General features: G+C 55.7%; 3 protein-coding genes and 1 pseudogene. All 4 read right to left on the bottom strand.

All coding sequences use genetic code 11. The annotated features are described in order from the left end of the window. Position 1: 1 nt before the first annotated feature. Positions 2-8,494: a hemagglutinin repeat-containing protein gene (locus tag ACA027_RS11995; protein ID WP_370678465.1), complete on the bottom strand. Its 8,493-nt coding sequence runs from the start codon at positions 8,492-8,494 to the stop codon at positions 2-4. A gap of 9 nt (positions 8,495-8,503) precedes the next feature. After that, on the bottom strand, positions 8,504-10,225 hold the full coding sequence (locus tag ACA027_RS12000; RefSeq protein WP_370678466.1) for a ShlB/FhaC/HecB family hemolysin secretion/activation protein: 1,722 nt from the start codon (positions 10,223-10,225) through the stop codon (positions 8,504-8,506). A gap of 2,108 nt (positions 10,226-12,333) precedes the next feature. Then, positions 12,334-12,948, bottom strand: a pseudogene (locus ACA027_RS12005) (transposase); the annotation flags it as partial. 8 nt (positions 12,949-12,956) lie between these two features. After that, positions 12,957-14,117 (bottom strand): IS30 family transposase, encoded by a 1,161-nt coding sequence (locus ACA027_RS12010; RefSeq protein WP_370678467.1) that lies wholly within the window; start codon positions 14,115-14,117, stop codon positions 12,957-12,959. Positions 14,118-14,276 lie beyond the last annotated feature (159 nt).

Genomic DNA, 14,276 nt, shown 5'->3' on the forward strand with positions numbered 1-14,276 from the left:
CTCACCTGCCTAATTTAACAAAGGTCATGCCATTTTCATTGACGCCTGAAACAATTTTTACTAACTTCCCTTCCATCATAGCTTTTTCAATAGTATCCGCAGCGAATATTTTTGCAGAATCTCCAGAAGCTCGTAATTCTACTACGCGACTGGCAATCCAATTGTCTGACATTTGAACGTCAATGTTATTAGAAGATTTTGCATTGTCATTTAACTTGATTGTATTCTTACTTGAAAGCGGCTTTACTTCATTGATTACTACTTGATCACCTCTAATATAAACACCATCAAAACAATTGACACCACACTTACCATTAAGAGCCGTAAACCCATTTCTCTTAAAATATTGATCAGCAACAACCTCTCTAAGAGCTCCTCCTGCATCTTTATCTAGATTATTAATAGTTCGCAGACTCAAAATCTCGGATTCATTTAAAAATGCAGGGACACCAGATTGTGTGATTTTTTGAGCAGATATATTCCCAGCGGCTGATGTAAAGACTCCCTCAGCTGTAAGAATCTTGCTAGCTTCCCACTGCCTAGCCACCGCTAAAGAAATTAACTCTGCCCCCTTCAGAGCACCCGCCACCACTTGATTCCCCATCTCCAGAAGAATTGCCTCTGAGGTGCTTTTGGCCAGTTTTTCATGGAAACTGTTAAGAGAGGCAACCTCTCCAATAGTTTCTGTATTCAAATAACGTATTGGACCGTACTCCAAGCTGTTGGCGTAAACAAAACTGCCAGTCGCTCCAATTACAATATTTCCCATAAGAATGGCTTCTTTTGCCTTTTGGTGGCAATAATCAGAATTTCCGTTACCACAAGCTTGTGCTAAATCTCTGTCTCTTGTTAATGAGAGCTGGGCTAAAGATTCTTTTTCTTTGCAACCGGCAGGATCTCCTTTGGAGCAAGCCTCATAAGCATTCTCATATCTTTCTTTTTCAGAAAGTCTTAGCATGGAGGGGCGGTTATGGTTTAAGTAATTATTCACCACCTCATTCCCTGCCGCTGCCGCCCCACTGGTACCACCTGCCACCGCACCCGCAGCCGTGCTGGCTGTAGCCGTTAACACATCGGCCAAGGTGCCGGTGATGCCGGCCTGGCTCAGCGCATCCGCCACTGCTGGAGCCGTCACGGTGCCCAGCGCCGCACCGGCAGCACCTGATGCGCCACCCGTGAGACCGCCTACCACGGTGTGGGCCAGCAAGCGCAGCGTGCCGTTGTCGCCCCAAGCGTCGTTCAGCTGCTTCGCTTGTGCCTCCAGCTCGGCTCGGCGCTGCGGGTCACTCTCACCCTTGGCTTGCTCCAGAAGTCGCTTGGCTTCTTGTGTCTGTATTTGGGCGTAGTCACCAATAGCCTTGCTCGCCTGCTTCCCAAACTCCGCCGTGATCGCCACCTGGGCGTCGATATCCTTTTGGACTTTTTCCTTGTCAAATATCCGCTGAATGCCGGTTTCGGCATCGGTGCTTCTCACCGCTGTGTCGCCAGCCATGCCTGAGATACCTGCAGTGGTGGTGCTGTCTGCACTGCCACTGTCCTTGCCTACACCAGCGCCCACGCCCTTGACGCCGAACTTGCCGTCATCGTTGCCCACGCTGGCATTCACGCCCACGGCCTTGCCTTCGTAGTGGGCGCTGTTGTGCAAGTCGCTGGTGGTGAGCTCACCACCAGTGCTGAAGCGGTTTTTCTCTTGCTCCACCGCAGCCTGGTTGCTGGCGATGACTGCGCCTTTGAGGTCGGTATCCCCCTTGACCTTGACATCAAACCCGCCATCTCCGGCCTTGATACCGCTTTGCTCGGTGACGCTTTGGTAATCGCTGTTGACCTTGCTCTTGGAGGCGTTGATGCCTCCCCCTGTGGGCACACCCGCAGGGCTGAACGTGATGCTGCCGCCCATAGATTTATTTTGGCTGGCATAGGTGCTGCTGTCTTGCAGGCTTTCTATGTGCAAATTGCCGCCAACGTCTGCCTTGACGCTCTCGCCCTTGACCACGGCGCCTTGCAGCGTGGTGTCCGCACCGCTTTGCAGCGAGACCTTGTTGCCCGCCGTGATATGGGTGTTGCTGTGTATGAGGTCGTCCCCGGCCTCATTGCCCCGACCTTTGCTGGCACTGACGGTGATGCCGGTTTGCGCCCCCACGCTGATGCCTATGCTGCCCGAGCTGGAGCTGTTGCTGCCGCCCAGGCTGGCCTGGTTCTGGGCTGCTTGCAGGCGGATGTCGCCCTCGGCCTTCAGTGCCGCATCTTTGCCGGCGCTGATGTCGGAGCCTCGGATCAGAATGTCACTGTCCTGGCCCGCACCTTGGGCCACCAGGTTCACATTGCCACCCGCCACCACGGTGCTACCGCGTGCACCGTCGCTGCTTTGCGTGCTGGTGCTTTGGCTTTTGCTGGTACCCAGGCTGATCGATACGGAGACCCCCTTGCTGACATCACCGTTGGCCAGCCCTTGGGCTGCGCCTTTGAGGTCGTCGGCGCTGTTGTACACATTGAGTGCTGTGGCAGCTGCAGCCAGGGCTTGCATGCGTCCACTGCTGGTATTGCTGGCCGCCTTGGCCATATTGTCCGCTGTCTGCACGGCGCTGATGACGGGACTGCTGATGCTGACACTGACCCCGCTTTGCTTGAAGCGCGTCTCGGTGCTAGAGCCACTGGTTTCGCGGGCCTCGGTAATGGCAATGTCCTTGGCCAGCACATTCACATCACCTTGCGGTGCGACCACATCGCTGCCTACCTGGCGGTATTGGTTCCCCGCCACGATATTCACATCGCCATTGACCGCCCCCACGGTGGAAGCTGCGGCCGTGGTCTGCTTGCCCGCTTGGTCGGTGCTTTGCTGCTGCTTGCCAATGGTGAAGCCCATACCTCCACTGCCAAACACGCCAGATTTACGAGTTTCCTGATAGTGGGTGGAATGGTGGGTTTCTGTCGCTGCTTGGATGGTTACATCATTCCCCGCGACCAAGGTTGTGCCTGTATCTGAGACAACATTACTTCCTGTGACTGCAATGTCCTTGCCTGCCTGCATTTGCACTGTGCCGCCAGACAAAGTACTGGATACAGCGGTATTGCTGTTGGATGTGGATTGGTAAACATAGGTCTTTTTGCCCAGAAGACCACTCTTGGTTTCCTTCGAAGCAAAATCATGGGAGCTCGTTGCCTCACCTGCCGTGATGTTGAGGTTGTTACCTGCCGCCAGTTGGAGCTCTGAACCGGCTGTAACTTGTGCTGCTCTTGTATTGACGTCATGGCCGGCGCTGATGGTGACGGCCCCCGCACCTTGTACTTGCGTACCTATTTCCGTGCTGCCTGCCCTTTTCTGGTAGTTTCCAGCGTCCCACACCAGTGATTGGCTTTGCGCTGTCTGGACCGTGGTGAAGTTCGCATCGCGCTCTGCGGAGAGAATAGTGGTGCCGCCGCTAGGAGCATCAGAAGCAAGCGAACCATTGATGATTTCTGCACCTTGCAGGTTCAGATCTCTTCCCGCTTTGGCTTGAAGTGCTGCGTCTGCCCCTGTGACATACAGGCCTGCGACCCGATCGATCGTCTTGCGACTGTAGGCTGCAGAGCCAACTGTGTTGCTCACCTCCGTTGTCGTGGTCACGAGGTTGATATCCCGTCCAGCCTGGATGTTCAAGGCTTTGTCTGCATCAATGCGGGCACCGATGTTGTCCACATCCAGTGCGGCAGAAATGGCAACCGTGCCGCCTGTAATTCTTCCGGCCAGGTTCTGCACGTTGTGTGCATCCAGTACGACAGCCTGACGCCCCGCGATGGTGCCGGTATTGAGAAGGCCCCCTTCAGCCTTTATGTTGACTTGCGCTCCAGCCAACAACGTGCCCGTGCCATCCAGATCGCCTTCCTGGACGCGCATATACACCTGAGGCACCAGAGCACTGGTGGTACTGCCATCAGGCAAGACCACGGTTTTCTCAACCAACCACACAATGTCGCTGGTCAGCTGGGCCATTTGCTCGGCAGACAAAGCGACCCCAGGTATCAAGTCCCACTTACGAGCGAAGGTTACGCCCGACTGCATCAACGCTTGATACTGGGCTTCGTCATTGGCATAGCCATCGATGAATCTGCGTCCCGTCAGCTCGGCCACCTGTTCACGCACCAGGCGCTGCTCGTAGAAACCATCGCCAAGGCGCTTTTGCAGCAGTGCAGGATCTTGGTTCAGGGCGCTGAGCAGATAGTCCGAGCCCAGCCACTTTCCACGGTTGGTGAACTGCGGGTCGGTTTCGATGAGATAGCCTGCAGTAGACGCCGCCGCATGGTACAGGCTAGAGGCAGGCACTGCCGTATTAGGCTGCGTGGTGCGGATCACGGTATGTGCACCAGAGCCCGACGATGGTCCCTGCAGGTTGACCTGCTGCACATTGCCCTTGACGTTCACCACGGGGGTGCCTGTCGTAGAGACGACGGCGCTTACCGGGGTGACTTGCGAAGGAGCCGCAATAGACCCTGAGACGGCCCCTGCCGTGTTGCCCAGAAAGCTAGTGACGGAAAGATTAACGTTCTCAACCTGGGCCCCAGGGTCATAGCCAAGCCAGTCAAGCCACCAGTCAACGCCGTGGGCATGTCCTCTTCCGTATGTGTGAGCCCGAACACTGCCTTTGTCGATGATGGTCCTCGTCCCGACGGCATCTATATTTTTGACGCTGGCCCCTGAGACATCCAATATCTGGCCGGCAATCACCTGGCTTTTGTCATTGACAAGACCACCACGGACAACGAGGTTGCCACCCGACGTAATCCGTCCTGGCGCAGAGCTGGCTACGACATCGGTAGTGGTGTAACGCGTATAGGAATACTCCTGCCAATCAGCTGAAAAGGGGCCGGGAACCAAGCACCAACAGTCACCCATGGCCATGTAGATATGCTCGCCGTCGCTGCGTTCCACATGGGATGCCATGGTGGCACCAATGTAGGAGTCATTTTCTTTTTGTCCGTAGAAATACACCTTGCCGTAGTCAAGGCGTTCAGTGAGATAGTTAAGCAAAATTTCATGTTTGCTTTCGGAGACAGTGGTCCCCGTTGCCAGCGAGAAGTTGCTGTTCAGGTTCTCGATATTTTTTGCAGTGAGCTGCAAATTGCCAACCGCCTCGATGCTGGCACCAGAGTTGGTGATGGTGTCTGCCGATCCCGTTGCCGTGCCGTCGGCATTGAGTGCACCGCCGATGGTGGCATCTCCTGCACTGAAGATCAGTGCCTGCTCACTGTTAACGAGCGATACGCTACCTATGTCGAGACGGGATCGGGCGGCGATGCTGGCTGCAGTACCAGCCTCAGCACCGTTGACGATCTCGGTAGCCTGGATCGAGAGCGTATCCCCGTACAAACGCCCTCTCCCCAAGTTCAGCAAGGACCCAGCATCGATACGAGCAGTTTCCCCGTCCACCAGCCCCCGGTTGGTGAAGCTGTTTTGCACTTTGAGGTGGGTGTTGGTCGCTTTAACCTCCGCACCCAAGGCATTGCTGAGATTGCTTGCCGAAAGCGCAAGGTTGCTACCCGCCTGGAGCTGGCCTGTATTAGAAACGTCGGCTGTAGTACGTAGCGTGAGATCTCGGTTCGCAATGACCGCCGAGGTGTTGACGAAATCAGTCGTGAGCGAAATGTCGATATCGCCATGCGACAGCATCTGTCCATTACCCGTCAGGCTTTTTGCGCCGACTTCAAGGCGTTGGCCCGCAATCACCGTCGCCTGCGTGTTATCGATAGCCAACGATTTCGTAGATGAATCATCAAGAAGCGCCACGTTACCCGTAGCGCTGATCAGCCCCTGGCTATTGAGAAGCACTCCAGAGCTTTGAAGCACGATAGCATCGCCGGCGCGAATCGCGCCGTGCTCGTTGTTGAGCAATGCTGTCTTCAAGGTCACAGCATTGCCCTCAATGCCTTGATCGACTCCGCTGGTGGTGGTGTTGGTGATGGAAGCCGCTTGCAAAGCAAGCGCATCGCCCGAGCGGATAAGCCCTTCTGTGTTGGTCAGTGCTTGGTCAACGTGCAGCGTTTGGCCACCTTGACTTTGAATTTGCCCACCACTGTTATCCAGTGAATCGGCTGTCACGGAGAGACTATCTGCACTACCAATCTTGCCGCTGGTGTTGGACAGCGCATGCGCATCAATTGCGAGGGCCCCGCCAGTGCTGATGAAGCCTTGTTGGTTGCTCAGGTCTCCTGCATGAATGGTGAGCGCATCAGTTGCAGCGATGGTGCCCAAAGCGTTATCGAGCAATGTGCCATCCATGTCCAGAACAACTGTTGTCCCCGATATGGCTCCACCGTCCGCCGCACCACTTGCTTTGCCGTTGCGCAGACCTTGGGAGCGGATCTGCACACCAGCACTCGCTTGGAGAACTCCACTGTCATTGACGATCTCCTTCCGAGAGGTCAAGTGAAGATTGCCTTGCTGGGTCCCAATGGCTCCGGAGGAATTTTCTAGTGAGCCGACAGATGCCGTGATGTCTTTCCCCGCCGCAATGCTTCCATGCTGATTGACAAGGCGCCCATCCACTGCGAGCGCAAGACTCTGTGTCGCTGCCAGTTGCCCCCCCAGGTTAGCAAGAGCCCCTGCAGAGAAGCTTGCATCCGCATTGAACCAAACCAGGCCGTTGGTGTTGTTCCAGTCTCCAAACACTGCAACCCGGCCTAGCAACTGGCCTCGCTGAATAATTTGAGCGCCTTGCGTTGTCAGAGACGCAGCTTCAAAGTTCAGTTGTTGTGCATCAAGCTTTGCCTTGTCCAAATTGGCATCTGCGACCCTAAGCTCAGCCGCGCCTTGGCTTTGAATGACCCCTTGCCTGCTGTCGAGCGCTCCGTCAATGGCAATGGCAAGCGTGCCGCTTCCCGCATGCGTAATCTGGCCTGCGGCATTGCTTAGCTGGCCGGCTTGAATGGATAAATTCTTCGCATTGGTGGAAATCGTTCCAGCACTGTTATCCAGTGACTGCGCCAGATGCAGCGACATGTCGTTCACACCCGTCTGCAGCAACACACCTCCTGCATTGTTCAGACTGGTGGCTTGGAGTACCAGGTGATCGGCCACAACCTTCCCGCCACTGGTACGCAGCTGGCCTGACGCACTGCCTTCGAAGGTGTCCAGCACATTGATGGAGGCACCGCTTGCATTCAGGTCTCCACGACTGGCACTGATGCGCGCAGACTTGGCGCTCAAATCTGCACCAACCAGCGCCACCTGTCCGGCTTGTAGTTCTGCGGCACCTGCAGCCACTATCTGCCCTTGCAGATCGATGCTGGTCGCAGCCGCAAGCAGCAAGTTTCCGTTTTGTCCTACATTGCCTTGGGCATCCACTCCTGCGGCCATCAATGAGCCGTGCTTGGCATCGACCGCTGCCGCTGTAATGCTCAAATCAGTGCCGCTGATGATTGCGGCATCTGCACTCGCATTCTGAACACTATCGCGGGCTTGGATAGTCAGGCTGGTAGATGCCTGAACCTTCCCCACATTCAGCAGCGTGCCATCTGTTTGCAGCAGCAAGCCTTCCCCCTGTGCTGCCAGAGTTCCTGCATTTCTGACGCCCAACCCTGCTTCGGTGCCCACAATGAAAATTTTGCCGGCGTACATGCCGCCCAGTTGGGCCACGTCCAAAGCAAATTTCGGCTTCTGCGAAGCATCCATCCCTTCGCTGGAATGACGCTGCTGCACATTGCCGCTGGCGTCCGTCTGGTTCACGCCAGTGGCTACACGGAGGTCCTTCGCCCACAGCCCCGCATTCACGGAAATGGCCCGTGCCAAGATCGTGGCGTAATCGGCCTTGGTGGCATCCATGCCACTACCTTGAAAGCCGATCTGACCTCCTTGGATATTGAAACCATCCACGCTGCCATTGACGCCATACAGAAGACGCCCTGTGCTCAACGTCACACCGGCTGCGTTGATAAAGGACAGTCCGTCAACGACCAAGCCAGAAGGGTTGGCAATGATGACGTCAGCGCGCTGACCCGCTACCTCCAACGCGCCCATCAACTTGGACTGTGCTGCTGAATTGACTTCGTTGACGATGACCTTGGCACTACCGTTGGCAAGCCCAGCGTTACCTTGAATCCATCCTCCAAGCTGAGTCTGTACGTCGGTACGACTGTTGTTGAGGATGGCGCCCTTTTGCCCGATGTCGAACTGCTGGTAGGTATTGCGGCTCACACCTGCTGCCGAAGGCGTCTGGATGTTCACCGTGGGTGTGCCGTTGGCCGACTCCAGCACCGTGGGCCGTTGACGGCCTGGTGCTGAAGGGTCTGCAATGATTTGCGCCAAACTTGTATGCGAGCCCAGCAACAGCGCTGCAGCTACGGCTAAAGGCTTGAGTACCAGCCCTCCCAGGCCAGTGGCAGCGGCAAAGAGTTCTGAAGGTGCACTGCCGGTTTGGGTGTGTCCGCTGCTGGCCTTACCCACGCTGGAGGCCGTCTCCTGCACCACCATGCGAATGCCACGAGACTTGTTAAAAATAACGCGGTGAAGATTCTTGTTCATGACAGTCCCTCAGAAGCTGTAAGCGAGGTTCAAAGCAAAGTTGGAATGGGAGGTGCGAAAGTGCTCGGGCTTTTGAATGGGTGTGGCCCAAGAGACTTCATAAGAGAGGCCGCGCCAGGCACCACGCACACCGATGGCGGCGCCTGTTAAAGATTGACCCACGAGATATTGGGCCGAAGGCCCGCTGACATGGCCTGTGTCCAGACCAATGAAAGCTTCAGCGCTTGCTCCCAATGGCATGCCGAGTTCATTGCGCCAATACCAACCACGCTCAGCCATCAAGGAACTTTCGCCATCAAAACCACGCACGGTGTAGCGGCCGCCAATAGCGATGCGATCCTGTGGCGTCAGCGGAGTCTTGTTCCACTGCCCATGCCATGTGGAAGAGAACTTCAAGCGCGTGCCGGCCAGCTCGAAAGGCTGCGTCAACGCCAAATCCGCGATGAAGAGCTTCATCCGCGAAGTGCCCTCACCCCATGGCTCTTCCGGTGCAGCCAAAGCGTCAAATGCACCTGTTCCGCGCTTGAATGCCAAATTGGCATCCAGCACTGCCGAGCCTAGGTAGCTGCGTTGACCAAGACTGAGTTCATAGCCGGAGGTGCGGCGGCGCTGCACTTCCACCTCTGTGTCGTCGATGTAGTTAGAGGCAGTACGGTGGAAGACCTTGAAGCCCGCAGTCGTCTTGGATGACGCGCTGCGGAAGATGACCCGACTGAGCTTGAGATCCAGATTGCTGGATTCGCCGCTGTATGTGTAGTTCTGGACGGCACCCGCCACGCCCTGGTGGTACTTGTTTTGTGAGCCTGTCAGAGCGACTTGCCAGTAGCCAAGTGGCAAGGAGTAATGCACAACCTGGCTTTTAGTACCTCGGTCACCACCATTCCCCACGCCACTGCCCAAGCTCAAATACATCAGGTCATTCAGACCCAATGGGTTGTCCCACGAGAGAGTGGCGGTTCCCTGCGTCTTTCCCGTGCTCTTGGAGCCACCGTTGTCTAGCGCGAGATTGAAACGCAAGGGAGTAATGCTCTTGTAAGAAATAACAAGATCACTTTGACCAGGCCCTGCATCAACCCCTTCTGCTGGCACGATCTGAATATCTGCATCTGCGGTCGGAATGCGCTTGAGATTTTCTAGGCCCTGCTCAATATCTCGAAGCTGGAGCAACTCACCACGCTGGGAAGGGAGTGCAGTGAGGATAGAAGTTGAGCTTGTACTTTCCTGACTGAACCGTATTTCATGCAATACGCCAGGAATGAATTCAACCGCTAATACCCCTTGCTGCAAATTCTGGGGAGCCACCATCACCCGCGACGTCACATAGCCACGCTCCAGGATGGCTTGCTGCATGCGCTCCAAGATGACGCCGACCCCTTTCACGCCGATACATGGATTGCTGGCGAAATCAACCGCCGCAGCATCTTGGAGCCAAGGTACTTGCTCCGACTTTTCCCCAGTCAAACGCAATGCCTGCAATGGAAAGCACGGCTTCTCATCTGCAGGAAGCTCCAGCGCAGCGCTTTTTTGTGCAGGCCTTAGGGTCTCAATCCCTGGGTCTAGGCGCTCTCGTAATGCCCGTTCACGCTCTTGCTGTCGTTGCAATTGCTGCTGGTCAATGACTGTGCTTTCGTTTTGCTGCGCATTGACGACACCCGAAGGAAAAGGAGCAAAAAGCACCAACAATCGAAAGCAACTGTTAAAAAAAGTCTTTCCGGAGATATATCTCTTCATTTTCCCTCAGCACTTTTATTTATGCGAAATATTTTATATTTTCAAATAAAAAAAGTGCAGCAACTTTATTGACCTATGTTAAATATTGTCAGTGCAGATTTCTCCGAAATTAATTCTTCCATTTAAATCACACCTCTGTCAGATGCCTGCGACATCCATTGCAAAATGGAGCATCCAGGATGTAAATAATCTCCCCGGCAGGAGCCTTTGCATGAAGAAATCCAGATTCGTTGGAACGCAGATAGTCAGCACCTTCAAGGAGATCGAGCTCGGTGCGAAGACCAGCGAGACGTGCCGGCCAAAGGAAGCACGGCATCAATGTGTCGACCGATTCCAAGTGGAGGACCCCGTTCTCGGGGGGCGGTCAGTCACTCAGGGAGCGAAAAGCCCAATGATCAGAAAAGGTAGCAGCGGTCATAGGTTAGTCAAAACGGGATGACGGCTGCCAGCCTGGCCGGGAGCGCCATTTCGCTCATGCTCCCGAAAGCAGTCGCTGCCTGATTAGGTTCACGCTGTAAGTGTCTGCTCTTGGGAAGGATACCGATGGCGTGCTTCAGGCTGAAAGCGGTCTGTCGCCGGGCGGCAGACTTGATGGAGCAACGCGATAAACCGGGGGTAACCATCAGCGGTCGTTCGTGTCGGCCAGCAATCGCCCCAAAGCAGCCGCCGCTTTGCACAAATCGTTCGCTCGTCTATGGAGGAGCAAGTCGCGGGGAGGCAGCAAGGCGTGGCTGTTTACTAGTTCCCCGTAGAGCTGAAGAAGTTTGCTCTCAGCAGGCCAACTAACTTCGCACGATTAAGGTCCCACGGCCGCGGATCCTCGGATAACCGGATGTAGGCTACTTGGCGGATGCGGAGCTTGGTGTCAGTCATAAATTTCTCCTGCTGGTGTCTTGAGGAATGGGAACGCAGCTGTTTCTCCGAATCCATGCCCTCGCATAGAGACCCCGAAGAAACCTGGGGGGGGGGGTAAGTAACGGCCGGGATTAATAAATTTTCAGCCGCGAGGTCACGCGGCCCCTTTCCGCGCAGAAGACTCCGCCAAGCGCGCCTCGGAAAACGCATTTTCGGCAGAATGGTGGGATGGAGATCTCAAACCTCGCCGAGCCGCCGGCGCGCCCGCGGAATACAGCCCTGCAAAATCTTCAGGAGGACTTGGACCGGCAGATGAGGCCGTTCCGGGGCATCCATAAGGTGCTCAACCAGCGTAAGCGCCAATTTCTACCCCTAGTGAGGTCTTGGTTCCGGATATTCCGCGTTTACAAGCAGCAGCCTTCGACCTTGGTCACTCAATCAATCCTTGCTCAAACAGCGCCAAGACGGCATTGATAAAACGAGACGCTGAGTTCTCGTAGAGCACCACCAATCGAGCAACAAAATTACCAAGTCAGCTAGCAATACTAGACAATCAGATGCATGTCAGGCGCTTCCCTCATTGCAAACCATATGAATGTTCCATACGGACCCATCGTAAGTTCGTCGGATGTGATTGCATCGTTTTGCAATGGTCGCTTAAGTGGAAAAAATGAATGGGTGAATGGAGTTTTAGCTCCTTTTTTTAACGAAATTGAGCCTAGTTTGATCTTGCGTTGCGCGCGCGAGGTCAACGCATCTTTGGATATGGTCAACAGCCTGTACGCGCACACATTAAGCTTAGGTTTTATGCCATCGCCCGAATGGGAAAAGGCCGTAGCCCTTCTTCAAGGACAGCTTTAGTTTAGGGTTGTGAGATACCTGCCCGAAGCTCCCCCAAAGCACGGCTCGAGCACGGCCTGAGGGCAGGTGTCGCACAAGCCTCGATGGAGGAAACCGCGGAAAACGCCAGCGCTGGTGTTCAGGGCGCACAGGCTATGGGGATTTGGGCTTTTCCCCTGTGATCTTGGCGCACACGTAAACATTGCTGCAGCGCCGATCTGCTGGAACGGCGTGCCAAGTAATGTCCGCGATGCTCAGATACTGGCTGTCGTTGAACGTGGCGCAGGCCCTGCCCAGCTTTGGGCAACGAGATGCACAAGCTGTCCCAGTCGATGGCACTGCAGACCTCGACATCGCACGCAAAGATGGGGGTGGAAGATTGCTCATGATGCTGTTGGTGGAGCACGGATGGCCTACCCACACGCAAAGCGCTGCAAGACGATCATCGTGCGGCCGCAGTGCCTGCACACGAACACTAGCGGGGTGACATCGGGCTGTACGCCGCTGTGTGTTTGAGCTGGATCTGCGCCGTCAGAGGCTGCGGGCATCGCAGCGGCCTGCAGCAGCTCGCGCACCAGGGCGAGGCTGTTCTTGCGAGCGCTGTTGGCGAGCAGGCCATAGTGGCGTATTCGGTGGAAGCCGCATGGCAGCACATGCAGCAGGAATCGCCGCATGAACTCCTCGGGCGTGAGCGTCATGGTTTTTTTGCGTGTACGTCCCTTGGCGCGATAGTCCTTCCAGCGAAAGCGCACGCCGTGCTCATCCATGGCAATCAGTCGGCCGTTGGAGATGGCGACACGGTGGGTGTAGCGCGAGAGATAGGCCAACACCGCCTCAGGCCCAGCGAATGGCCGCTTGGCATAGACCACCCACTCACATTGGCGCAGCGGGGCCAGCCACTTCCTAAAGCAGGCTGTATCAGCCAATGCTGCGAGCTCACCAAAGAACTTCAAGCGCTTGCCTTCGTGCAGGAGCCACAGCGCTTCAAGAAAGCGCCGGCGCATCAGTCTGGACAGCACACGTACCGGCTGTGGATTCAACCGATCAATGCAACGCATTCGTTAAACAGCTCAGCCGGGGTCCTGTACCCCAAGGTTTTTCTGGGCCGTTCGTTCAGTTTCCTCGCAATCGCATCCAACTCATCTTGCGAGTAGCCTGAGATGTCGATGCCCTTGGGAAGGTACTGCCGGAGCAGGCCATTCGTGTTTTCGTTCGTTCCGCGCTGCCATGGATTTTGTGGATCGCAGAAGTAGACCTGGATGTCGGTGGCTACGGTGAATCGTTTGTGTCCCGCCATCTCCGATCCGCGATCCCAGGTCAAGGAACGATAGAGCTCTTGTGGCAAGGTCTGCGCATGCTTGGCCAGCGCTGCTGCCACGGTGTACGAATCCTTGTCCACCAATTTGACCAGCATTACGTAGCGGGTGTGGCGCTCCACCAGCGTTGCAACCTGGCTGCAGGCATCGCCGAACAACAGATCACCTTCCCAGTGGCCAGGCACTGCCCGATCCTCGATACAGGCTGGACGCTCGCTGATGGGCACTGCATCGACGATCCGGCCATGGATGGGCGTTTTCTGCGTGTAATGGCGTGAGCGACGCATCCCTCTGGTACGCCGCAGATGCTCCAGAAGCTCTTTCTTCAAAGCCCCGCGTGTTTGAACAAAAAGCGTGCGGTAGATGGCTTCGTGAGACACCTGCAAATCCTTCTCGCCCGGGTAAGTGCGTTTGAGCCACCCTGCTATTTGCTCAGGCGACCACTGACTCTGCAATTTACCTGCCACGGTCTGTGCCAGTTCAGGATTACAAGCCAGCTTGCATGTCTTTGGGCGACGTGCTCGCTCCCAGGCCGCCTCGTCTGCCTTTGTAGCTCGGTAGGAAGTCTTGCCGCCGTTACGTAGGAGTTCACGGCTGATGGTGGACGCTGCTCGTCTCAAACGCTTGGCTACACAGCGGATGGACTCACCTGCAGCCAGGCTGCGCGATATCTCCTCACGCTCAGCCAGAGACTGGGCCAAACGTGCCCGATGCCTTGCGGGTGGCCGGATACCCCCTGTCGCACTCAGGATGGTGGGAATGGATGTGTGCGGTCGGTCAAACAGCTTGCCGATCTCGTGCAAAGTATCGCCAGCTTTCCAGCGATCCCACATCAGTGCCTTCTGAGCTTCGGTGTAGTAAATCCGCGGTCTTTGCTTCATGCCAACACTCCTTGCGCCAGAGGCAGTCATTGTGTTGCATTGACCAGTTGAATCCGCAACCTAGAGGCAGCCAGCCCAGAAAGCAGCGGCCGATTGATGCAAAGTTCGCCTGCCTAGTCATTACGGGCCGGCGAGGTCGTGCCCGTTACCTTGCCTGCG

Origin of the sequence: Comamonas sp. GB3 AK4-5 (genome assembly GCF_041320665.1) — a bacterium.
Classification (GTDB): Bacteria; Pseudomonadota; Gammaproteobacteria; order Burkholderiales; family Burkholderiaceae_C; genus Comamonas.

Coding starts and splice junctions, on each gene's coding strand:
- ACA027_RS12000 (WP_370678466.1), bottom strand. CDS start 10,225: ATGAAGAGATATATCTCCGGAAAGACTTTTTTTAACAGTTGCTTTCGA.
- ACA027_RS11995 (WP_370678465.1), bottom strand. CDS start 8,494: ATGAACAAGAATCTTCACCGCGTTATTTTTAACAAGTCTCGTGGCATT.
- ACA027_RS12010 (WP_370678467.1), bottom strand. CDS start 14,117: ATGAAGCAAAGACCGCGGATTTACTACACCGAAGCTCAGAAGGCACTG.